The organism is Ruegeria sp. CDSC042 (assembly GCF_059610745.1).
In genome coordinates, this window is record NZ_JBXWOF010000002.1 from 228,476 (window position 1) to 248,634 (window position 20,159).

26 protein-coding genes are annotated in these 20,159 nt (G+C 55.9%); 16 read left to right on the forward strand and 10 right to left on the reverse strand.

Annotated features, from left to right (window positions below; all coding sequences use genetic code 11):
* Positions 1-19: 19 nt before the first annotated feature.
* Positions 20-679: an arylesterase gene (locus AC2FHX_RS06835; protein ID WP_416383914.1), complete on the forward strand. Its 660-nt coding sequence runs from the start codon at positions 20-22 to the stop codon at positions 677-679.
* Here AC2FHX_RS06835 and AC2FHX_RS06840 read toward each other — a convergent pair whose 3' ends face one another.
* From AC2FHX_RS06840 to ettA, 4 genes are all read right to left on the reverse strand, one after another.
* Positions 680-1,237, reverse strand: a complete 558-nt coding sequence (locus tag AC2FHX_RS06840; RefSeq protein WP_142635628.1) for a L,D-transpeptidase — start codon at positions 1,235-1,237, stop codon at positions 680-682. It lies immediately after the preceding gene.
* Between the two features lie 179 nt (positions 1,238-1,416).
* Positions 1,417-1,623: a cold-shock protein gene (locus AC2FHX_RS06845; RefSeq protein ID WP_142635630.1), complete on the reverse strand. Its 207-nt coding sequence runs from the start codon at positions 1,621-1,623 to the stop codon at positions 1,417-1,419.
* Positions 1,624-1,933: 310 nt separating this feature from the next.
* Entirely contained in the window at positions 1,934-2,680 is a 747-nt protein-coding gene (locus tag AC2FHX_RS06850; protein WP_142635632.1) for a hypothetical protein, read from the reverse strand.
* Entirely contained in the window at positions 2,677-4,332 is a 1,656-nt protein-coding gene (ettA, locus tag AC2FHX_RS06855) for an energy-dependent translational throttle protein EttA (RefSeq protein ID WP_496700830.1), read from the reverse strand. Before ettA ends, AC2FHX_RS06850 begins: the two co-directional genes overlap by 4 nt.
* 593 nt (positions 4,333-4,925) lie before the next feature.
* On the opposite strand from ettA, the gene AC2FHX_RS06860 reads away from it, so the two are divergent.
* The 4 genes from AC2FHX_RS06860 (at position 4,926) to dacB (ending at position 8,237) form a co-directional block, all read left to right on the forward strand.
* Entirely contained in the window at positions 4,926-5,456 is a 531-nt protein-coding gene (locus AC2FHX_RS06860) for a YcnI family copper-binding membrane protein (protein WP_496700828.1), read from the forward strand.
* Positions 5,457-5,565: 109 nt separating this feature from the next.
* Positions 5,566-6,036 (forward strand): MOSC domain-containing protein, encoded by a 471-nt coding sequence (locus AC2FHX_RS06865; RefSeq protein ID WP_496700827.1) that lies wholly within the window; start codon positions 5,566-5,568, stop codon positions 6,034-6,036.
* A 32-nt stretch (positions 6,037-6,068) separates the two neighbouring features.
* Positions 6,069-6,689, forward strand: a complete 621-nt coding sequence (locus tag AC2FHX_RS06870) for a nicotinate-nucleotide adenylyltransferase (protein WP_496700825.1) — start codon at positions 6,069-6,071, stop codon at positions 6,687-6,689.
* A 66-nt stretch (positions 6,690-6,755) separates the two neighbouring features.
* Positions 6,756-8,237, forward strand: coding sequence for a D-alanyl-D-alanine carboxypeptidase/D-alanyl-D-alanine endopeptidase (gene dacB / locus AC2FHX_RS06875; protein ID WP_496700823.1), 1,482 nt, complete (start codon positions 6,756-6,758; stop codon positions 8,235-8,237).
* 2 nt (positions 8,238-8,239) lie between these two features.
* Here dacB and AC2FHX_RS06880 read toward each other — a convergent pair whose 3' ends face one another.
* On the reverse strand, positions 8,240-8,662 hold the full coding sequence (locus AC2FHX_RS06880) for a tellurite resistance TerB family protein (RefSeq protein WP_142635642.1): 423 nt from the start codon (positions 8,660-8,662) through the stop codon (positions 8,240-8,242).
* 81 nt (positions 8,663-8,743) lie between these two features.
* Positions 8,744-9,211, reverse strand: coding sequence for an Lrp/AsnC family transcriptional regulator (locus AC2FHX_RS06885; RefSeq protein WP_496691748.1), 468 nt, complete (start codon positions 9,209-9,211; stop codon positions 8,744-8,746).
* A gap of 106 nt (positions 9,212-9,317) precedes the next feature.
* Here AC2FHX_RS06885 and phhA point away from each other — a divergent pair, with 106 nt between their 5' ends.
* From phhA to AC2FHX_RS06910, 5 genes are all read left to right on the forward strand, one after another.
* Positions 9,318-10,118, forward strand: coding sequence for a phenylalanine 4-monooxygenase (gene phhA / locus AC2FHX_RS06890; protein ID WP_496700821.1), 801 nt, complete (start codon positions 9,318-9,320; stop codon positions 10,116-10,118).
* A gap of 7 nt (positions 10,119-10,125) precedes the next feature.
* Positions 10,126-10,479 carry a 4a-hydroxytetrahydrobiopterin dehydratase gene (locus AC2FHX_RS06895; protein ID WP_142635646.1) on the forward strand — a complete coding sequence of 118 codons (354 nt, stop codon included), beginning with the start codon at positions 10,126-10,128 and terminating at the stop codon, positions 10,477-10,479.
* Positions 10,480-10,601: 122 nt separating this feature from the next.
* Positions 10,602-12,176 (forward strand): lysine--tRNA ligase, encoded by a 1,575-nt coding sequence (locus tag AC2FHX_RS06900; RefSeq protein WP_142635648.1) that lies wholly within the window; start codon positions 10,602-10,604, stop codon positions 12,174-12,176.
* A gap of 48 nt (positions 12,177-12,224) precedes the next feature.
* On the forward strand, positions 12,225-12,626 hold the full coding sequence (locus AC2FHX_RS06905; RefSeq protein WP_142635650.1) for a DUF4864 domain-containing protein: 402 nt from the start codon (positions 12,225-12,227) through the stop codon (positions 12,624-12,626).
* A 141-nt stretch (positions 12,627-12,767) separates the two neighbouring features.
* Entirely contained in the window at positions 12,768-15,056 is a 2,289-nt protein-coding gene (locus AC2FHX_RS06910) for a glycosyl hydrolase family 28-related protein (RefSeq protein ID WP_496700818.1), read from the forward strand.
* Positions 15,057-15,099: 43 nt separating this feature from the next.
* Here AC2FHX_RS06910 and AC2FHX_RS06915 read toward each other — a convergent pair whose 3' ends face one another.
* Positions 15,100-15,783: a hypothetical protein gene (locus AC2FHX_RS06915; RefSeq protein WP_496700816.1), complete on the reverse strand. Its 684-nt coding sequence runs from the start codon at positions 15,781-15,783 to the stop codon at positions 15,100-15,102.
* A gap of 123 nt (positions 15,784-15,906) precedes the next feature.
* Here AC2FHX_RS06915 and AC2FHX_RS06920 point away from each other — a divergent pair, with 123 nt between their 5' ends.
* The 4 genes from AC2FHX_RS06920 (at position 15,907) to AC2FHX_RS06935 (ending at position 17,657) form a co-directional block, all read left to right on the forward strand.
* Entirely contained in the window at positions 15,907-16,227 is a 321-nt protein-coding gene (locus AC2FHX_RS06920) for an antibiotic biosynthesis monooxygenase family protein (protein WP_142635654.1), read from the forward strand.
* Positions 16,228-16,298: 71 nt separating this feature from the next.
* Complete coding sequence (locus tag AC2FHX_RS06925) at positions 16,299-16,706, forward strand: universal stress protein (protein ID WP_281972496.1); 408 nt, start codon at positions 16,299-16,301, stop codon at positions 16,704-16,706.
* A gap of 157 nt (positions 16,707-16,863) precedes the next feature.
* Entirely contained in the window at positions 16,864-17,265 is a 402-nt protein-coding gene (locus tag AC2FHX_RS06930; protein ID WP_246097187.1) for an excalibur calcium-binding domain-containing protein, read from the forward strand.
* Between the two features lie 38 nt (positions 17,266-17,303).
* Positions 17,304-17,657: an MmcQ/YjbR family DNA-binding protein gene (locus tag AC2FHX_RS06935; protein WP_496700813.1), complete on the forward strand. Its 354-nt coding sequence runs from the start codon at positions 17,304-17,306 to the stop codon at positions 17,655-17,657.
* Between the two features lie 43 nt (positions 17,658-17,700).
* On the opposite strand, the gene AC2FHX_RS06940 is transcribed toward AC2FHX_RS06935, so the two are convergent.
* Positions 17,701-17,925, reverse strand: a complete 225-nt coding sequence (locus AC2FHX_RS06940) for a hexameric tyrosine-coordinated heme protein (RefSeq protein ID WP_142635660.1) — start codon at positions 17,923-17,925, stop codon at positions 17,701-17,703.
* Positions 17,926-18,035: 110 nt separating this feature from the next.
* Between AC2FHX_RS06940 and AC2FHX_RS06945 the strand changes: the two genes are divergently transcribed.
* Both AC2FHX_RS06945 and AC2FHX_RS06950 read left to right on the forward strand, forming a co-directional pair.
* Complete coding sequence (locus AC2FHX_RS06945) at positions 18,036-18,482, forward strand: MarR family winged helix-turn-helix transcriptional regulator (protein WP_271948315.1); 447 nt, start codon at positions 18,036-18,038, stop codon at positions 18,480-18,482.
* Between the two features lie 275 nt (positions 18,483-18,757).
* Positions 18,758-19,048: a hypothetical protein gene (locus AC2FHX_RS06950; RefSeq protein WP_282021601.1), complete on the forward strand. Its 291-nt coding sequence runs from the start codon at positions 18,758-18,760 to the stop codon at positions 19,046-19,048.
* A gap of 243 nt (positions 19,049-19,291) precedes the next feature.
* Here the strand turns inward: AC2FHX_RS06950 and AC2FHX_RS06955 are convergent, their stop codons facing one another.
* Positions 19,292-19,522 carry a hypothetical protein gene (locus AC2FHX_RS06955; RefSeq protein WP_271948311.1) on the reverse strand — a complete coding sequence of 77 codons (231 nt, stop codon included), beginning with the start codon at positions 19,520-19,522 and terminating at the stop codon, positions 19,292-19,294.
* A gap of 54 nt (positions 19,523-19,576) precedes the next feature.
* The gene (locus AC2FHX_RS06960; RefSeq protein WP_271948309.1) at positions 19,577-20,095 is read right to left on the reverse strand and encodes a hypothetical protein; all 519 of its coding nucleotides are present in this window, start codon (positions 20,093-20,095) and stop codon (positions 19,577-19,579) included.
* Positions 20,096-20,159: the final 64 nt, after the last annotated feature.

Genomic DNA, 20,159 nt, shown 5'->3' on the forward strand with positions numbered 1-20,159 from the left:
TCCGAACCGAGGTAATCAAATGGGATATGGAGCAGTTGAGATGTTGCGCAAGGCTTTGATGCCGGTGCTTATCACGTGTTGCGGCTTTGCGGCCACAGCAGAAACCGTAGTGATTGCCGCTCTCGGGGATTCTTTGACTCAAGGGTACGGCCTGCCCGAGCAAGACGGATTTGTCCCGCAGCTGGGTCGTTGGTTGAAAGATCACGGAGCGGATGTGCGCCTGATCAATGCGGGTGTATCCGGGGACACCACCGCCGGAGGGGCGGCACGTGTGGACTGGACACTGACGCCCGACGTGGATGGGATGATCGTCGCATTGGGCGGGAACGATCTGTTGCGAGGGCTTGATCCGGCAGTTGCACGCGCAAATCTTGAGACGATCTTGAAAGCAGCAGATGGCGCTGAGGTCGCCGTGTTGTTGGTCGGGATGCAGGCGCCGGGGAATTACGGCCCAGATTACAAAGCCGCATTTGATGCGATCTACCCCGATCTGGCGGATCGATATCAGACTGGATATGCGCCAAGTTTTTTCACAGGTTTGACTGCGGCAGGAAACCCCGAAGAAGTACGGGAACACATGCAGGCAGATGGCATCCATCCCAACGCCAGTGGTGTGGCCCTCATCGTTGAAGACCTTGGACCAAAGGTTTTGGAACTTGTGAAATCAGCAGAAGATTGATCAGACGACCGTCACAACTGTTCCAATCGGCACCCGCTGGTACAGGTCGATGACATGCGTGTTCAGCATGCGTATACATCCGTTCGAGGCCGCACGGCCTATGGTCTGCGGCTGAGTGGTCCCGTGAATTCGGAAATAAGTGTCAACGCCGTTCTGGAACAGATAAAGCGCCCGTGCACCTAACGGATTACCGTCACCGCCAGGCTGCACATAGTCGTTATCCTTGAAACGAGCATATGTAATTGGTTCACGCTCGATCATTTCATTGGTGGGGCGCCAGGTGGGCCACTCCTTTTTGACGTCTATGGTCGCTGTTCCGGTGAACTCCAGCCCGGCTTTGCCCACCCCGCACCCGTAACGGATTGCCTTGCGAGGTTCTGTTACGAAGTACAGATAGAACGAGCGTGGAACCACCAGAAGCTGGCCTGGCAGGAATTGCTTTTTGATTCGAACAAATTGTGGAGTGGGGTCGTATTCGACGGCTTTCTTTGCCGACGCGGCGGTCGAAACAAGGCTTGCTGCTGCTGTTGCAGTCAGGAATGTACGGCGTGTCAACATATCAGCTCTCTTCAATACAACAGAAAAATCATGACCATAGTGTCCGGATGATATCCGATCCGGTCAATCGTCGGGGAAGAGTAACTGAATTGTGATGTAATCGCCGGGACACACTTTTACAGGTGGTCCCTCAGGCGCAAATAGAAAAGGGCAGAGGAAAACCCTGCCCTTACAGCGGCTTACGCCAGCTGGATGTCGTCGGCGCTTTCGCGACCGTCACGACCCGAGCGCAGCTCGTACGTGACTTTCTGGTTGTCGGCCAGACCGGTCAGGCCCGAGCGTTCGACAGCCGAGATGTGTACAAAGATGTCTTTGCCGCCATCTTCGGGTGCAATAAAGCCGTAGCCTTTGGTGGTGTTGAACCATTTTACGGTGCCTGAAGGCATATCCGTGTTCTCCTTATCTGGTGCTGCCCACGGAGTTGCGGCAGCCTGGCGTCGTCGTCTGTATCGATAGACTGAACGCCGTAGAAGGAGACAGTGGGTCGAAATAGAAAAACGTAAGCACTCTGATTATGCCAGTTCAGACGAGATGTGACAAGCCGGATTTGCAATCCTGAACGGCTGAAACTAGCGCCAGGCATCAGAATCTACGCATCAGAATATCCTGAAACAATCTATACAATGTATGTGGTTAGACTGAATTTTTTGGATCCGCGAACGCCCGGAAAACGTTACGCGCCAGACCGTCCGAGGATCACTTTGCGAGCGGCAATTTGCCCACGATCTCGTTCATTTCGGGCGAGGCCACAAAACATCTGGGAAGCTGGGAAATCACTTCGTCAATCGGATCGTAGATTTGGCTCGCGGCCTTTCGGAGATCTTCCGGAATATCTTTTTCAGCCCGTTCACGCCGCGGAGCCGGTACAAATTTCAATCCGGTAAATTCAGAGATTTCGTCCTGATATTCCCACAACGCATCGTAGTGAACGCACAATACCGGGATGTCGTCATAAGTGACCCATTCCTTGATCTGCCGTGCCTGTTGCAGCACATCACGTTCGAAAAGCTCGTCATATGTGCCCGTCGCATGCAGATTGTAGAAGTGCTTTTTTATCCACTCAGGGCCATAGCCTTCCATCGCTGTGTAGACTGAAAAGGTAGAGTCCTTTGTCGAGCCAAAGCAAAAGACGACTCGGGTATCTTTTGACCAGTTTGACAAAACCTGCGGAAAATCATGCGTCTTGTAAAGAAACGGCGCCTGGAAGGTGGCGTCGTCCAACCGAGACACGAAACTGGCCTGACCCGAGAGGTTTGGGTCCAGCCTTTCCAGTGCATCGCGCAGCGCATGGTAGGTCATGGTGCTGCCCGACCGGCCATTGCTTGCGACGATCACACAGTAATCTGTCTTGTACATTTGCCGGATGCGCTTGCGCAGCGGCGCGCTGATTTTCAGCGCGCTACGTTGCCATTTTTCCAACCGTCTTTTGAGCTTCCGTCTCATCGCGCAAACTTCTTATGCTTCAACCGCTTCGGCTCCAGCGCGTCAGGTCCCAGACGGCGTTTCTTGTCCTCTTCGTAGTCCTCGAAGTTACCCTCGAACCACTCCACATGGGCATTGCCCTCAAACGCTAGAATATGCGTGCAGATCCGGTCGAGGAAGAAGCGGTCGTGGCTGATGACCACGGCGCAGCCGGCGAAATCGACCAGCGCGTCTTCCAGCGCGCGCAGGGTTTCGACGTCCAAATCGTTGGTCGGTTCATCGAGCAGCAGGACGTTGCCGCCCTCTTTCAGCAGGCGGGCCATGTGGACTCGGTTGCGCTCGCCCCCTGACAGCAGCGAGACCTTTTTCTGCTGGTCGCCGCCCTTGAAGTTGAAGGAGGAGCAATAGGCGCGGGAATTGACCTGTGCGTCACCCAGTTGGATGATCTCGGCGCCGCCGGTGATCGCCTCCCAGACGGTGTCGTTGTCCTTCAGGTCATCGCGGGACTGGTCGACATAGGACAGTTCAACCGTGTCGCCAAGCGTGATGGTGCCTGCGTCGGGTTGCTCTTGACTAGTAAGCATCTTGAACAGGGTCGATTTACCGGCGCCGTTGGGCCCGATGACGCCGACAATACCGCCGGGGGGCAGGGTAAAGTCGAGGTTCTCGATCAGTTGCTTATCGCCCATGTGTTTGGACAGGCCTTCGACCTCGATCACCTTACCACCTAGGCGCTGGCCGTTGGGGATGACGATCTGTGCGCGGGTCAGCTTTTCGCGCTCGGACTGTTCCGCCAAATCATTATAGGCGTTGATCCGGGCCTTGGATTTGGCCTGACGGGCCTTCTGGCCTTGACGCATCCAGTCCAACTCGCGCTGCAGAGTCTTTTGCTTGGATTTGTCCTCGCGGGCTTCCTGCTCCAGCCGTTTGGCCTTTTGTTCCAGCCACGCGGAATAGTTGCCCTCGTAAGGCAGGCCACGGCCACGGTCGAGTTCAAGGATCCAGCCGGTGATGCTGTCGAGGAAATAGCGGTCGTGAGTGACGATCAGGATGGTGCCCTTATAGTCGATCAGATGCTGTTGCAGCCAGGCGATTGTTTCGGCATCCAGGTGGTTGGTCGGCTCGTCGAGCAGCAGCATGTCGGGCGCTTCGAGCAGCAATTTGCACAGCGCGACGCGGCGTTTTTCACCGCCTGAGAGGTTGGCGATATTGGCATCATCCGGCGGGCAGCGCAGGGCCTCCATGCTGACGTCGATCTGGCTGTCGAGATCCCAGAGGTTCTGGCTGTCGATCTCGTCCTGCAGCTTGGCCATCTCATCCGCGGTTTCGTCTGAGTAGTTCATCGCCAATTCGTTATAGCGGTCGAGGATCGCCTTTTTCTCGGCTACGCCCAGCATGACGTTTTCGCGCACGCTGAGGGTTTCGTCCAGTTTCGGCTCCTGCGGCAGATAACCGACCTTGGCACCTTCGGCCGCCCAAGCCTCACCCGTGAAGTCTTTGTCGAGACCGGCCATGATCTTCATCAGCGTCGATTTACCAGCACCGTTGACGCCGACGACACCGATTTTCACGCCGGGCAGGAAGCTCAGGTGGATGTTTTCAAAGCACTTCTTGCCACCGGGATAGGTCTTGGAGACACCCTGCATGTGGTAGACATATTGATAGGCGGCCATGGTGTGTCCTCTGGGTCGGGGAAATTGGGTTGGGCGGTGTGATAGCGAAACGTGGGCGCAGGGGCAATCAGGATCGCATCGCGGGTTTGATTTTGATTGCCTGATACGACGCGCTGTTTTCAAAAGGCGTTGCGTTGAGCTGGCTGGGGTACTAAGCGGTCGCGGAAGATAAATATGAATTGGCAAGCCAGAGTGACGACGCTGGATCGACTTAAAACGGGATTGGCGCTGCTCGCAGCGTTGGGCTTTGTCATTTTGGCAAGTCTGCATCTGACCCGTCCCGTATCTGCAGATTCCGAACCGATTCTGCTTGGCTTTGCCCCCGGTGACATTTGTGGAACCGGTCAACCGAACGGCGATCAAAGCAGGTGCCCGGTTTGCACCTTAGCTGAAAGTGGTGTCACCTTATGTGGCCCTCTCGTGCTTGCGTCCTTGTGCCCTGAGGGTGTGCCGCTTCTTATTCCAGTTCGGGTGGAGTTGGTGCCACGTGGCGCAACAACGGCATATTTTGCGCGTGGACCCCCTTGGATGGTGTGAAGCTTCAATCCGGGTTGACCCCGGACGAAACAGAACGTCAAACAAGGAAATACCTTATGAAACTGGTGAAACTTACATCGGCTGCGATGATCGTGGCTGCAATAGGGACGACTGCGCAAGCGCACGCAACTCTGGAGCAGCAGGAAGCTCAGGTGGGCAGCTTCTACAAGGGGGTGATGCGGGTCGGTCATGGCTGCGAGGGCGAGGCAACGCTAAAGCTGCGCATCGCCATCCCCGAAGGTGTGATTTCGGTCAAGCCGATGCCCAAACCCGGCTGGAAGCTCGAAACCGTCGCGGGTGATTATGCCAACAGCTACGACTACTATGGCACGACCCTGACATCGGGTGTGCAAGAGATTATCTGGACCGGCGAATTGTCGAATGATCATTACGATGAGTTTGTATTCCGGGCCAAGCTGGATGGATCGCTTGCGGCAGAGCAGATGCTGTTTTTCCCGACCATTCAGGAATGTGCCAACGGCAGCCACAATTGGGTGGAAATTCCGGCCGAAGGTCAGGATCCGCATGACTTGGATCATCCCGCGCCGGGCTTGTATCTGCAACCGGAGGGTAAGCATTCGCACTGACCCCGGAATGTTGATCTGATCTTAAGAGCGGCAGGCGTTGGTACTGCCGCTCTTGTATGGCGCGATCGGTGCCTGTAGCTCGGACAGGGATAAAGCGGGAAGACTGGCAATGGCGGATTTGAAGGCCTTGATTTCCGACTGGGCGCAGTCGGGTTGTGTCGAATGGATCGGATTGCGGCCTGCACGACGAGATGAGTTGCAGTTGGTTGAAACTGCGATGATTTCGGCCGACGGTCTCGATGGCGACCGAAGCCGTGCAGGCAAACGGGCCGTGACGCTGATCCAGCAGGAGCATTTAGCGGCGATTGGGTCTTATCTGGGGCAGGGGCCGGTTGCGCCTGAAATACTGCGGCGCAATTTGGTGGTGTCGGGGATCAATCTGGCGGCCCTAAAAGAGCGCGAGGTTCAGGTGGGGGAGGCTGTTTTGCGGTTCACAGTCATCTGCGCCCCTTGCAGCCGGATGGAGGAGGCGCTGAGCAAGGGGGGCTATTCTGCCGTGCGTGGGCATGGCGGGTGGTGTGCCGAGGTTGTTCGGCCCGGTCGGGTGCGGCTTGGTGATGCGGTACAGCCGATTGATTGACAACGCCCTTCAGTTCTGAACATCAGCAAGGGATGCAACGCAGTGACATTCCATATGTGCGGCCCGGGCAGGTCGTGGGGTTGTTCGGGGGGTCATTTGATCCGCCGCATAAGGGCCATGTGCATGTGACACTCGAGGCAATGAAGGCCTTTGGGCTGGATCGGGTGTGGTGGCTGGTCTCTCCGGGCAATCCGTTGAAAGAGCACGGGCCTGCGCCATTGGCGCGGCGGGTGAAGGCAGCGCAAGCTGTGATGCAGCATCCACGTGTCGAGGTGACGGATATCGAGGCCCAGACCGGCACGCGCGCCACGGCAAATACTGTCGCAGCCCTGAAAAAGCTTTATCCGCAGGTCAGGTTTGTCTGGCTGATGGGCGCGGATAACCTGGCGCAATTCCATAAGTGGCAGGATTGGCAGTCGATTATCGAAACCGTACCGGTTGGCGTTGTTGCCCGTCCCGGAGACCGCATCTCTGCACGTATGTCCCCTGCGGCGCGTCGCTATGCCGACTACCGGATTGACGGGCAGGCGCGGCATTTACTCGGCCGGGCACAGGCCCCGGCGTGGTGTTTTGTGAATGTGCCGATGCTGGATGTCAGTTCGACCCAGTTGCGCATTCAGGGGGATTGGGGCAACAAGGTGTTGCCTGAATAGCCCCTGTGGGCCCATAATTCGGATCTCAGGTTGTTTGCCTGTGATCTCTGGGATTTTAATTGACCCATGATTGATCGTTATTCGCGACGAGGATTTATTGCTGGGCTGGGCGCGGCCCTGATGCCTGTAGCCGTTATGGCTGAGGCACCGCTGACGTCACTGAGGCCTCAGCTTCGTAATGAGCCGATCGTAGGTGTTGAGCGCTTGGTCGATGCCGCGAACCTGCGCGGCGAGGTCGCCTTTGCCGTAGCGGACGCCAATACAGGCGTAGTGCTTGAGACCTATGGTGGCGACCGGAGCCTTCCTCCGGCGAGCGTTGGCAAGACTCTGACCGCGCTCTATGCGCTGAATGTGCTGGGTGCCGATTACAGGTTTGAGACTGCATTGGTCGCCGAGGGGCCAATAGAAAACGGCATATTGAACGGCGATCTTGTTCTTGTTGGCGGTGGTGATCCATTGCTGGATACGGATGCGCTGGCCACGATGGCGGCAAACTTGCGCGAGGCCGGAATCACCGAGGTTCGCGGCGCGTTCAAAGTTTATGATGGCGCGTTGCCTTACGTGTTCAGCATTGATCCGGGGCAGCCAGATCATTTGGGGTACAGCCCTGCGATCAGCGGCATTTCTCTGAATTTCAATCGCGTGCATTTCGAGTGGAAAAAGCAGGGCGCCAGCTATGACGTGACCATGGATGCCCGAAGCACGCGCTATACCCCTGCAGTGGAAGTGGCGTCCATGAAGGTCGAGGGCCGCAACCTGCCGATCTATACCTACGAACCCAGCGCCCGTCAGGACCGGTGGACTGTTGCCAAAGGCGCGTTAGGTAGCGATGGGGCGCGGTGGCTGCCTGTCCGCAAGCCCGCGCTTTATGCAGGTGACGTTTTCAGAACATTGGCCCGATCCAACGGAATTGTGCTGGGGCGGACGCAGGTCACGCGGCAGATGCCGAATGGAACGCCTTTGGTCATTCATCAAAGCGACCCGCTCAAGAGCATATTGCAGGGCATGCTGAAATACTCGACCAACCTCACTGCCGAGATGGTAGGGCTCGCTGCCTCGAGGGCGCGCGGTACGCGACCGCAGACTTTGGCGGAGTCAGCCGCCGAGATGAACAGATGGGCCACAGAGACCTATGGTGTGACCGGGGTTGCGATGGTCGATCATTCAGGGCTTGGGGGCGATTCACGCGTAGCGCCCGAGGATTTGGTGGTCGCGCTGCTGGCGGCGCAGAAAGCCGGAGACCTCCGGCCTTTGCTGAAGAAATTTACCCTTGCCGACAGTCAGGGGCGGCCGGTCAAGGATCATCCGATCAGAGTGAATGCGAAAACCGGAACCCTGAACTTTGTCTCGGGCCTGGGCGGGTTCATAACCTCACCGGATGGGGCAGAGCTGGCCTTTGCGATATTCACGGCCGACATAGAGCATCGCGCAACGATCCCCCGAGCGTATCGTGAACGGCCCGAAGGCGGGCGGAGCTGGAATAACAGGTCGCGCAAATTGCAGCGCGCACTGATCGAAAGGTGGGGGAAGCTGGCCGGCAGCAGCTGATGTCAGGTCGTGTGCCGTGCCCGCGCGCCGCGCTCGATGGCAGCGGCATGCAAACGGTCGATGTCCAACTCGTAACGGATTTCCTCGAGCAGCCGCAATTCGGATTCTGCCAGCGTACCATCTGCAGCCGCAACATCACATGCAAGCGCATAGGAGGTTTCGTTCAGGCGTTCGGGCAGGTTGTCGCGGATCAGTCCAAACAGGGCATCCAGACCATCTTCTTGTTCAAACAGATCGAAGACGATTTGGGAAACGCGATACATCCGGTCGATGTCATATTCTGCAAAGACAGGCAGCATGTTGACCGCGCCCTCGATCTTGACCAGCTCGGCGGTGCGGATGGTCTCATCTGATGCAGAGATCGCAACCATAATCGCCACGAGGCAATCTTGAGGAGACATCGGGTGTGGCACTTGGTTGGTCATAGGGGTGTCCTGATTGAACTGTTCTGATCCCGCACGATAGGTGGGGCAGGGAATAGGTTCAACGGATTTTGGAGCGATAGATCAAAGAATGGGCAAAGGGCCACGTGTTTTCGTCTGCCGCAGTACAAAATTGCTGCGAGTGTCGCGGACTAACCCCGATTTCAACAGCCTTTGCATGATGAACGCCTCAAGATCTTCGGGTGTTTTCGAATAGACTTTCAGAATGAAGTCATGATCCCCGGTGATTGAGGCGCACTCGACAATCTGAGCCTCGGTCTCAACCAGCCGCAAAAACGAAGTGATGCTGTCTTCCTGATGATCGCGCAGCGCAACATGAACATAGGCTATTGCGTTCAGGCCAACGGATTTGGCGGGCACACGAGCGGTATAGCCTGCCACAACCCCGGCAGCTTCGAGATCGCGAACCCGCCGCCAACATTGCGAGGCAGACAGGCCGGTACGATCCGCGAGCTCTTGCATAGACAGGCGGCCATCGGTCTGAAGCTCTTGCAGGATGGCGATATCCGCGTTTTGAAGTATATGCGTCATATTCTCAGGGTTAGTGAAATGTTTCGTTCATATTGTATGATAATGAAAAGTATTCAAATGAAATTTTTCACGATGGCTGGCTATGCTATTTTCAGGAGGAGCTTCCATGCCAAAGTCGACAAAATACGTCGCCAAGGTGGCCAATGCCAATGGTCACATCACATATACCGACGAAGAGGATGCTGTCTGGGCTGATCTTTATGCCGCTCAGCAAGAGAACGTACAGCGCTATATGGCGCGTGATTATCTTGCGGGGCTGGACCGGCTGGAGCTTCCGAAAACCCGTGTTCCATCATGCGCTGATATTTCTGAGAGGCTTCTGGATATGACAGGCTGGAAAGTGCAGCCTGTACCCGCACTGATCGGGTTCAAGACTTTCTTTGGTATGTTGGCCGACCGGGTTTTCCCGGCGGCCTCGTTCATCCGGTCCCGCGAGGATTTCGATTATATCGAGGAACCGGACATCTTTCATGAAATTTTCGGCCATACTCCGTTGTTGAGCGATCCGCGATTTGCCTCTTTTAGCCACGCTATCGGATTGGCGGGGGTGCAGGCCGGTGAAAAGGACTATGCTTGGTTGATCCGGCTGTATTGGTTCTCGATCGAATTTGGCCTGCGGAGGCAAGACGGCGCGATCAAGGCGCTGGGATCGGGGCTTGCCTCCTCCCCGACCGAGCTTGTCTATGCAGTCGAAAGTGAGATACCCGACCGGGATCCCTTTGACGTTCTGACGATCCTGCGCACGCCCTACCGGATTGATATGCACCAGATGGGCTATTTCGTGCTGGACGACCCCGAGGAACTGTTTGCTGCCGCCGATCGGGATTTGCTGGCGGATGTGCATAAGGCGCAATCACTGGGCCTGTTGCCGAATAAGTTTCCCGAAAAGGCAACAGCGGCGGAGTAAGCTGGACATGACCACATCAGAACAAACCTGCACCCTATCGGATCGGACCTGTGCCCCTTGTTCCGGCGGCATTCCAGCTTTGAACCGTGATGCGGCAAGCGCGCATCTGGCCCAGTTGACCTCCGATTGGTCGCTGGATGCGGATGCAAAAACTCTCAGCCGTCATTTCAAATTCAAAGGCTTTGCCAAGGCGACCTATCTGGCAAACCTTTGCGCCTGGCTGGCCGATCAGCAAGGGCATCATCCCGACATCAGATTTGGATGGGGATATGTGGATGTTCAGCTGACGACCCACGAAATTGACGGCCTTAGTGAGAATGATTTCATCTGGGCGGCCAAGTTGGATCAGTTAGTCGTCTGAGGCCAGTTTCCAGACAGGAAAAACAGCTTGCTTTATTGACTCATGCTGCACCGGCACAATAGGAGGGGTCGGTCGGCGGCAAACGAAAGCCGACGCTGTTTTCCCGATGGAGCTTAAAGAAAATGTCTGAACTGCGTGAAACCGCGATGTCGTCCAAGGCCTGGCCTTTTGAAGAGGCGCGCCGGTTGCTCAAACGCTATCAGAAAGGGGCTCCGGACAAGGGGTATGTGTTATTCGAGACGGGCTATGGCCCGTCCGGCTTGCCGCATATCGGGACATTTGGCGAAGTGGCGCGGACCACCATGGTCAAGCGTGCGTTTGAGGCGCTGTCGGATATTCCGACCAAGCTGATCTGTTTCTCGGACGATTTGGACGGTATGCGCAAAGTGCCCGGCAACGTGCCGAATCCCGAAGCGCTTGAAGAGCATTTGCAGCGTCCTCTGACTTCGGTCCCTGATCCGTTCGGCGAATACCCAAGCTTTGGCGAATACAACAACGCAATGTTACGCCGGTTCCTCGACACTTTTGGGTTCGAGTATGATTTCTATTCGGCGCGCGACTTTTATCGCTCGGGTCAGTTTGACGAGATTCTGAAGCGGGCGGTCGACAACTATGATGCCGTAATGGCCATCATGTTGAAAAGCCTGCGAGAAGAGCGGCAGCAGACCTATTCGATCTTCCTGCCGATCCACCCCGAAACAGGTCGGGTTCTGTACGTGCCGATGAAAAAGGTCTGCGCCGAGACCTATACCGTCACCTTTGATGACGACGACGGCAAGGAATGGACGCTGCCAGTCACGGGGGGCAACGTAAAGCTGCAGTGGAAGCCGGATTTCGGTGCGCGCTGGGCCGCTCTGGGCGTCGATTTTGAAATGTACGGCAAGGAACATGCCACCAACGAAAAGATCTATGACGCGATCTGCCGGGCGTTGGGTGGCCGTGCGCCAGAGCATTTCAGTTATGAGCTGTTTTTGGATGAGAACGGTCAGAAGATTTCGAAATCTTCGGGCAATGGCGTCTCGATCGACGAATGGCTGACCTATGCACCGACTGAGAGTCTTGCGTATTTTATGTATCAAAAGCCCAAGACCGCCAAGCGCATGCATTTTGATGTGATCCCCAAGGCCTATGATGAATATCATCAGCAACTGCGGGCCTATCCGGGGCAGGAGCTGAAGGCGCAGTTGAACAATCCGGTGTGGCATATCCACGGTGGGGAGGTTCCTGAAACGACGCTGATGGTGCCCTTTGCGATGTTGCTGAATCTTGCTTCGGTTTCCGGGGCCGAGGACAAAGAGGCGCTGTGGGGGTTCATCCGTCGCTATGCGCCTGAGGCCACGGCTGAGACGCATCCTGATCTGGATCAGGCGGCGGGCTTTGCGGTCCGCTACTTTAACGATTTCGTCAAACCCACCCGCCAGCACCGGGCGCCGACGGATCAAGAGCGCGAAGCGCTGGAGGCGTTGAAAGCAGAGCTGGCGGCATATGACGGACCGATCGAGGATGAGGCGCTGCAATCGGTGGTCTACTCTGTCGGGCGCGAGCGGTTTGACCCTATGCGGGGCTGGTTCACCGCGCTCTACGAGGTGTTGTTGGGCGCATCCCAGGGGCCGCGATTTGGTGGGTTCATCGCGCTTTATGGCGTGCCGGAAACAGTCGCCTTGATCGACAAGGCGCTGGCCGGAGAGCTGGTCTGATTTGACCTGATCGCGCGTGGGACTATCCTTCAATCAGGAGGTGGCCCCATGCGTCGTTTTATGCTTGCTGTATCTATAAGCGCCGGACTGGCATCCGGTGCCTTTGCCCAAAACGCCGAGATCGAGGCGAATATCGCGGGGCAGATACAGGCGTTCATGGTGGATGATTTCGCAACCGCCTTTACATTTGCCAGCCCCACTATCCAGCGCCTTTTCGGAACGCCTGAGAATTTCGGGGTGATGGTCCGGCGTGGCTATCCGATGGTCTGGCGGCCTGCGGACGTACGGTTTCTGGAACTTCGCGAAATTTCAGGGGCGTTGTGGCAGAAGGTGATGATCACGGATGGCGACGGGCAGATTCACATTCTGGACTACGAGATGATCCCTCAGGAAGAGGGCTGGAAAATCAATGGCGTGCAGCTTTTGGGCAATTCGGATCCGGCGGCGTAACGCAACACCACCGTCACGGTGATATGAACGGCGGTTAATTCCTTTTCGATACTCAGACTTTTGCGTTCGGGGTGCGTGGCCCTGGGCACTGGGTTTATGCGCACGGCGACTGACCGCAGCGCGATTGGGAAAGGGATTTCTATGAATAAGGCAATCACTGACGGCATCGTATTCATGCCGCCTGTTTTCGCATCCGGTCTGAACGTGTGGTCGAGCGGCGATGGTACTCCGGGTTCGCCAACCTATGACGGATCGGGGAACGGCGTATATGTCCCGGCCGATGCGGATTTTGGCGGATGTCTGGAAATCCTGAAGGTAAACGCAACACAACAGCTGCGCTATATGGGCCAGACACCGCTGCTGCCGGGGTGCTACTTACAGATCAAAGCCCGGATAAAAGCGGTTAGCGGCCCCTTGCCCGAGGTTCGTATCGCCGCTTGGGCGGGTGGTGCAGGTGATGTTCAGGTGCCGGGCGTGGTCGAACAGGGCCCGGCAACACAGCTGTCCGGGTACGGCACCGTGCATGAAATCACTGCGATTGTTGGCGCGGGGCAACGGATGGGCGTGGATATGCCCTGGGGTGTTTCCACCCTGTACGGGCATTTCGGGTTGGATATTGAGGGCACCAACGGGGCTGTGGTCCGGGTTGACGACATCGAAATCACGGATGTTACCAATGTGTTCCTGCGCGACATGATCTCTCTGGTCGATGTGCGCGATTTTGGGGCCGTGGGCGATGGCGTGGCAGATGACACGGATGCGTTTGTCGCGGCTGATCAGGCGGCGAATGGGCGGCGTGTTTTTGTCTCGAATGGCACTTACCTTTTGACGGAGAACACGACGATCTCGTCTGAGATTGAATTTGAGGGCACGGTCACGATGCCCGATGACAAGATGCTCTTGCTGACCAAGGATTTTAACCTGCCAGCCTATATCACCGCCTTCGGCGCCGAAGATCTGGCGTTCAAAAAGGCCTTTCAGGCTTTGCTGAACAACTCGGATCATGAATCGCTGGATTTGGGCGGACGCAAGATTTCGGTGAGCGAGCCGATTGATATGGCGGCGGCGGTTCCCAACAAACAGACAGGGTTTTCTACACGGCGGATCATCCGCAATGGCCAGTTCGATGTTCAAAGCAGTTCGGCATGGGGCACCGAGACATTCACATCTCTGGCAACCTACAGCCTGTCGGACCCAACGCGTTTGACCAATGTTGCGAATGTGGCCAACATTCCTGTCGGCTCGCTGGTGCAGGGCAGCGGCGTTGGCCGCGAGATCTATGTCCGGTCCAAGGATGAGGGGGCGGGAGAGATCACTTTGAACGCCCCGATCTATAACGCATCCGGGACGCAAACGTTCACCTTTTTGTCTTTCAAATATCTGCTCGATTTCAGCGGTTTCAGCACGTTGCGCAAGTTCGGAATGGAAGAGATCGAGTTTCAATGCAATGGCCGCTGTAGCGCAATCCGCCTTGCGCCGTCAGGCAGCACATTTGCCATAACGAACTGTTTTATCAGCCGACCTTTGGATCGCGGTATCACCTCGATCGGTACAGGGTGTCAGGGCATGTTGGTCGATAATTGTCAGTTCCTGTCTTCTGAAGAGTCCTTTGACGTCCCGGATCGCAAGTCGATTGCGTTGAACTCAACGGCCAATGACATCAAGTTGCGCCACAATCGCGCGGTTCGTTTCCTGCATTTTGCGGTGCTGGCAGGGACCAACAACATGGTCCTGGGTAACCATTTTTTCCAGGGAGACAGCATCGCTCAGGGGGTGCGCTCGGCCGGATTGGTCATGATCGGAACTTACAACAGCTCGACCATCGCCGAGAACTATGTCGATAACTGTTTTGTCGAATGGACAAATGAGCGGGATTCAGACCCTGTTTACACCGCTGGCTTCTCATTCAGCGCCATGAGCATTACCGACAATATCTTCTACTCGAACGAGGTCGCACCCTGGTTCAGCAGCATTGTCATTCGTCCCTATGGCGCCGGGCATTTCCTGAACGGCGTTGTCGTGACGGGGAACAAATTCCGGTCCATCAACGGTGGGATCGACCGGGCCGAACGCGTGGACACGACATTCGCTGATCTGAACAACACAGCCCATTTGAACGTGACGTTTGAAAACAATACGTTCCATGGTGTGACTGCTAAAACCGCAAATCCACTGAGGGTACGGCACGCACAGAACACCGCTGCAACGGCTTGGACGGTGTCTTCTGGGGATCGGTTGCCCTTTGGTGGCAAGGCGCGCAGTTGTGACTCGGTTACCGTTCTGGGACCTTTGAAGACAGCGCTTGGGTCAACCAAATATTCGCACCCCTATGTCCTGCTGGAGCACGGGGTGGATGGATCTGATATCCAGTTACGCTGGCCTGAGGGTCTGAAGGGCGAGGTTTCAGCAATCCTGAGGATGGAGCGCTGACGGTGCGGGCGTCTGCCTGAATTAATGTAGGAACGGATTGGACTTAGAATTCGTTCCACAAAGCCAGTTTGATGCCCGTGTTTTTGCGGGCATCGTTTCTTTCCACCCCCAGAATCCAGGTAGTAGAACTGTCTTTGGTTCGGATCATGACCGAGGGGCGTGCCTTCCAATATATCGAGTGCCCAGACCTGTAGGCCGTTTCGATTTGGATAAGGGGATTGATCAACCTGTCCGATGAAAGCCCTGTTGTCAGGTCGAGCTTTCGATAGATGTCATCATGTGTTCGGTTTTCGATGGCGGCATCAATCGCGATCCAACCGCTTCCCAAGGCACTCTGGAATCCTTTGCCGTAAGACAGCGTCACTTTGTACTGTGCCCAGGCCCGTTCTTGTTTGTGATATGCACCGGCACCAAATTCAGCAGCGAACCGACCCCATTGGCCCAAATCCGCTACTGGGACACGGGCAAAGATGAGTGCATGGCCATAGAGGTCTTGGTTTTGTTCGAAATCAAAGCCGACCGTCAGGTTCTGGCTGTATCCCCATTCCGCATAGAGAGAGGTTTTATAGTCGTACCCATCCTCAGGGAGCCGAAAAGCTGTCAGTGAGGCGGCTGTGAATGCTGCATCCTTTTCTCGCAGCCATGCACCTGACAAGGCAGGAGAGGCCATCAGCAACAGGTGCAATATCAGGGCAATGCGATACATGCTTGCAGCTTCCGTCAGCATGGTTAACGGAGTGTTAGTGTTTTGTTCATTTTTCGAATTGAAAAGAGCGCGCCTAGGCCAAAAGGAAACACAAGACCTTTCAGAATCCTGTGTTAGGTTTGAGACAGACAAGGGAGTTTCAAGATGCCAAAGATTTCCAAAAACGCTACTGTGCAGACCGTAATCACGACATTTGAAATGACGCCTGGCACCTGCCAGGATCTGCTCGAGGCGTTGACGGATGCCTATGCCAGCTTCATCTCAAAGCAACCTGGATTTGTTGCAGCGGGATTGCACGTGAATGACGCCCAGACCCGGATTGCCAATTATTCCCAATGGGAGCGTCGCGAGGATTTTCTGGCCATGCTGCGTACGTCAGAAATGCGTGATAGAAACCGTAAAATCAACGAGTTGTGCAAGAGTTTTGAGCCCGTCATGTACGATGTTGCGGAAACCTTCAACTGATCCTGACCTGGATCAAGGTCACGCGTCTGGTAATCGACCAGTATACTTGAGCAACCAAGGAGGCGCGTGCCATGTATCACAATATTCTTGTACCAATATCATTCGACGACGCGCGTGATATGCCGTCTGCATTGAAACTGGCGCAACTGTTGGCAGCACCCGAGTCACAGGTCACGCTGCTGCACGTGGTCGAACATATACCGGCCTATGCCAGCGCTTATATGCCGGTCGGGTATCTGGACGATGCGCGCAAGGCCGTTCAGGCCGAGTTGGATGCGCTGGCGGAAAATATTTCGGGCGCCCGCGGAGTCGTTGTCGAGGGGCATTCCGGTCGGACGATCCTTGACTGGGCCGACGTGAATAAGCCGGATCTGATCATCATCGCGTCTCATCGACCAGGTATGCAGGACCTGCTTTTGGGCTCCACCGCTACCCATGTTGTCCGCCACGCTGCATGCTCAGTGCACGTGGTGCGTTAGGTCTCTGCCAGATCACAAGCGAGCAGCCAAGAATTTGGCGGTCTGTCTTGTTTGCTTGGCCCAGGCTCGTAGAGCGTCCTGCATCGTGACAGAGTTTCACAGATATGTTTGTCCCTTAGGTATCGGCATCCCACGGATACTGGTGTATTGATCGGGAATGCAGCCAGAAAAGACCACTCCAAAGGCGCTGTTCACGGATCCGAAATCGGCCAAACGTGTTCAACGCGCCGAAGCTCTGCGCCGGCGCGCATTGTCACCGGTGCGGATTCTGCTGATGGTCCTCATGTTGCCGCTGACGACAGGCATCATTGCCCTGAGCGTCTGGTTGCGCACTTCCGAATTCGAGCGTGATGAGGCGGTTTTACATCTTGTTGCTCTTGCCGGATGTGGTGCTGCGCTCTCAGTTCTTCCTGGTCCGTTTCTGGAGGGCGAGCCGGGCTATCACCTGCAAAACGATCCCGATCAGGATGGTGTGGCCTGTGGAGTGATTGCCCCGAATGCAGAACAAAGCGCTGCCCCTCAAAAACGCGTTGGCAATGCCAAATTCGTGAGGCCCTGACAGGTGGGTAAGGACTTCGGAACAAAGAGGCTGAGCCGATGACGCGAGCAGAGTTCAACAGTTTCTGCGCGGGCCTGAAGGCCAGCTCTCATGTGGTTCAATGGGGCAATGCAGACGTGTGGAAAGTGGGGGGCAAGGTGTTTGCGATCTGCGGCTGGAACGACGGTCAGGCCGCCTTCACCTTCAAAGCCACTGAACTGGCCTTTGAGGTGCTGAGCGACGAACCCGGAATTCGCCCTGCGCCATATCTGGCCTCGCGCGGGATGAAATGGCTGCAGGTCTATGAGGACCGCGGGATGAGCGACACGTCGCTGCGCGAGCATATCGTGACGTCCTATGATCTGGTCGTGGCCAAGCTGACCAAGAAGATGCGGGCGGAACTGGGCGTATAGGAATGGGTCATCCCATCCACCACCCAGCCCATTTCACCTTTACTCACTTGCGCCAATAGTTGTTCGCCGCCGCCACGGTCTGGTAATTTGTCGCCACGACATGCGACACCATAGTCAGGCTGTCCGCATCGTTTTCGTAGATCGGCCTCAGGCGCTGACGGATCTCGTCATTGGGCTGCGTCTTCTTAACCGCCATCCGTGATAGTTTGATTGCCAGGTCAAATCCCTCCTCGGGTGTCTCGGTGATGAGCGTTGGTAGCCAGGACATGTGCTGCCTCCTATATCGTGCACGATAATATCGATCACGATATAAACAACCTTGTGGGTGTGGGTCAATGAATTATATCGTGCACGATATAAGCGAGCGAAGGTGCTGCCGTGACAGATTCTCCGACCCAACCGAAGACCGACGAGATGTTTTGCCATGCGGTCTATACGTCATGGCATGTGATCAACCGCGCTTATAAGAGACACCTCGGCCCGCTAGGGCTGACCTATCCGCAATACATCACCCTGACTCTGCTGTGGCAGAGAGACCGGCGAAATGTCAGTGAGTTGGCCAACGCGTTGTCGATGGAAACCAGTACGCTGACCCCGCTGCTGAAACGCCTTGAGGCCGACGGGCTTGTCGACCGAACCCGTAGCAAAGAGGACGAACGCCAGGTTGTTGTTTCTCTGACCGGGGCGGGATCGGCATTGCGGTCTGTGGCGCATGAGATCACCGCCTGCATGATCGCCGATACCGGGCTGGACGAACCTGACCTAGACCGCCTTTTGAATACGCTGGAGAAGCTGAAAGCTGGCTTGTCACAGGCCGGCAATTAGCACAGGCCGCAAACACGGTGAACAGCGCTTTGGTAGTTCGGGTTCGATCTGGCTGCGGCTGTGGAATCACAATATGTGAATTCAGATGTCGAGCCTTCCGCACTGGGCAGCAACTCTGGCGTGTCAGTGGCCCAAATACAGTGAGGCGTATGGTTGAAAATGGCCACAAATCACGCGTATCAATGTGAGATTTCGGGCTGCCGTGCTAGGTTGCGTGCGGCGGGGTCGTTCCGACCGCGCCACATGGCGATATCGCCGGACGAGGGAGGAAGATCATGTTCGCACGTATTACTCAATTCAAGATGAAGCCCGGCACGCGTGAGATGGCGACGGCGAAAATGAACGCATTGAAATCAGAAATCATGGGCATGCCCGGCATGCACAGCTTTACCAATGTGATGAACGAGGACGGGTCGGGCTATGTGATCTCGGTTGTTGAAAGCGAGGCGACCTCGAACGCAAACGCACCCAAAGTGGCCGAGCTGTGGGGCCATTTCGCCGAGTTCATGGAAAGCCCGCCGACCCCCGTCGGCTATGACGTGGTCGCGCACTGGGATAAGGGGTAACGGTTTGGGCGGGGACATCCCCGCCCCTTTTGTCCGAGGGCACGTGCCCGACCTTCGGCCAGCGCAAAGCGCATGCCCTTCACCCGGTGAAAGGCGCATTGGACCTAATGCGTGCCGGGCAGGGTACACGAGTTCGTCATGGCAACCGTTTGGCCTCACAATTTGTGATTTCAAACGTGGAGGAGTGCGCGCTGGGCTGCAAGTTTGAAGTGTCTGTAAATTCCATCACGCGCTCGCTCAAAACTAGCTTTGCGAGCGGTAAATGACCCGGGCGAAAGCAATAGCGATCAGGCTCAACAGCTCGCGTGCAAAAAGCAGTAGGAGAAAACCTACCAAAACATATGGAGCGCGCGGATGGGCCCAATAACCGGGTTCAAAGAATGTGAGTAGCAATGAAAAAAGCAGAAAGAGAAGCTTCCCTTTGGTGCCGTTGGTGAAGACGCTACCGAAGCGGACCCCTTCATAGTCGCGCAAACAGGGGCCAACTCTGCCCCGGAGACGACATATGATCGAAGGCGGACTCAACGATCAGCTTACTTTAAGAGCAAGTTTGAGGTCCTCGATTGCCCCTATCTGAGATCGGGAAAGCTGGTCTCCGGCCAACGGCGTCAACACTTCCTGCAAACGGTCCCAAGATTGCCCAGAGCCAATTTTTCTCAGACGACGCCCCAGTCTTGGTACCGCATCGCTGGGGCCGTTGCACTGTGTCATCAACCAGCGGCCAAGAACTTCCATTTCCTTTGCTTCTTCCTCAGAACAGCGCAGTTTCGTGCGCAAAAGAACGTGGAGCTGTTGACGTTGCTCAGAAGTGGGCAGGTCATCCAGCTCAATAAAAGCCTGAGATATTGCACAGATTGCAATGCGATCATCGTCGATCCCCTCGACAGGATGGGCGTTGGCGACACTTCGAAAAGCCAGTCTTCTGGGCGCATTCCTGATGGTTGTCGCAACGTCTTGCGCCGTGTTGAGCGCTTCTCTCGGGTTGTTGCGAATCCACCACCATATTGCGCCGCCAATAGCGGTCAGGATGAGAATAACAATCGGCAAATCAATGATCTCCAGAAGTTCAATTGGCGACGATCATCTATCGGTTTTTGTCGTATTGCAACTT

What these genes read in the sequence shown, in the direction of transcription:
- AC2FHX_RS06835 (WP_416383914.1), top strand. Translation starts at nt 20, where the DNA reads ATGGGATATGGAGCAGTTGAGATGTTGCGCAAGGCTTTGATGCCGGTG.
- AC2FHX_RS06840 (WP_142635628.1), bottom strand. Translation starts at nt 1,237, where the DNA reads ATGTTGACACGCCGTACATTCCTGACTGCAACAGCAGCAGCAAGCCTT.
- AC2FHX_RS06845 (WP_142635630.1), bottom strand. Translation starts at nt 1,623, where the DNA reads ATGCCTTCAGGCACCGTAAAATGGTTCAACACCACCAAAGGCTACGGC.
- AC2FHX_RS06850 (WP_142635632.1), bottom strand. Translation starts at nt 2,680, where the DNA reads ATGAGACGGAAGCTCAAAAGACGGTTGGAAAAATGGCAACGTAGCGCG.
- ettA (WP_496700830.1), bottom strand. Translation starts at nt 4,332, where the DNA reads ATGGCCGCCTATCAATATGTCTACCACATGCAGGGTGTCTCCAAGACC.
- AC2FHX_RS06860 (WP_496700828.1), top strand. Translation starts at nt 4,926, where the DNA reads ATGAAACTGGTGAAACTTACATCGGCTGCGATGATCGTGGCTGCAATA.
- AC2FHX_RS06865 (WP_496700827.1), top strand. Translation starts at nt 5,566, where the DNA reads ATGGCGGATTTGAAGGCCTTGATTTCCGACTGGGCGCAGTCGGGTTGT.
- AC2FHX_RS06870 (WP_496700825.1), top strand. Translation starts at nt 6,069, where the DNA reads ATGCAACGCAGTGACATTCCATATGTGCGGCCCGGGCAGGTCGTGGGG.
- dacB (WP_496700823.1), top strand. Translation starts at nt 6,756, where the DNA reads ATGATTGATCGTTATTCGCGACGAGGATTTATTGCTGGGCTGGGCGCG.
- AC2FHX_RS06880 (WP_142635642.1), bottom strand. Translation starts at nt 8,662, where the DNA reads ATGACCAACCAAGTGCCACACCCGATGTCTCCTCAAGATTGCCTCGTG.
- AC2FHX_RS06885 (WP_496691748.1), bottom strand. Translation starts at nt 9,211, where the DNA reads ATGACGCATATACTTCAAAACGCGGATATCGCCATCCTGCAAGAGCTT.
- phhA (WP_496700821.1), top strand. Translation starts at nt 9,318, where the DNA reads ATGCCAAAGTCGACAAAATACGTCGCCAAGGTGGCCAATGCCAATGGT.
- AC2FHX_RS06895 (WP_142635646.1), top strand. Translation starts at nt 10,126, where the DNA reads ATGACCACATCAGAACAAACCTGCACCCTATCGGATCGGACCTGTGCC.
- AC2FHX_RS06900 (WP_142635648.1), top strand. Translation starts at nt 10,602, where the DNA reads ATGTCTGAACTGCGTGAAACCGCGATGTCGTCCAAGGCCTGGCCTTTT.
- AC2FHX_RS06905 (WP_142635650.1), top strand. Translation starts at nt 12,225, where the DNA reads ATGCGTCGTTTTATGCTTGCTGTATCTATAAGCGCCGGACTGGCATCC.
- AC2FHX_RS06910 (WP_496700818.1), top strand. Translation starts at nt 12,768, where the DNA reads ATGAATAAGGCAATCACTGACGGCATCGTATTCATGCCGCCTGTTTTC.
- AC2FHX_RS06915 (WP_496700816.1), bottom strand. Translation starts at nt 15,783, where the DNA reads ATGCTGACGGAAGCTGCAAGCATGTATCGCATTGCCCTGATATTGCAC.
- AC2FHX_RS06920 (WP_142635654.1), top strand. Translation starts at nt 15,907, where the DNA reads ATGCCAAAGATTTCCAAAAACGCTACTGTGCAGACCGTAATCACGACA.
- AC2FHX_RS06925 (WP_281972496.1), top strand. Translation starts at nt 16,299, where the DNA reads ATGTATCACAATATTCTTGTACCAATATCATTCGACGACGCGCGTGAT.
- AC2FHX_RS06930 (WP_246097187.1), top strand. Translation starts at nt 16,864, where the DNA reads ATGCAGCCAGAAAAGACCACTCCAAAGGCGCTGTTCACGGATCCGAAA.
- AC2FHX_RS06935 (WP_496700813.1), top strand. Translation starts at nt 17,304, where the DNA reads ATGACGCGAGCAGAGTTCAACAGTTTCTGCGCGGGCCTGAAGGCCAGC.
- AC2FHX_RS06940 (WP_142635660.1), bottom strand. Translation starts at nt 17,925, where the DNA reads ATGTCCTGGCTACCAACGCTCATCACCGAGACACCCGAGGAGGGATTT.
- AC2FHX_RS06950 (WP_282021601.1), top strand. Translation starts at nt 18,758, where the DNA reads ATGTTCGCACGTATTACTCAATTCAAGATGAAGCCCGGCACGCGTGAG.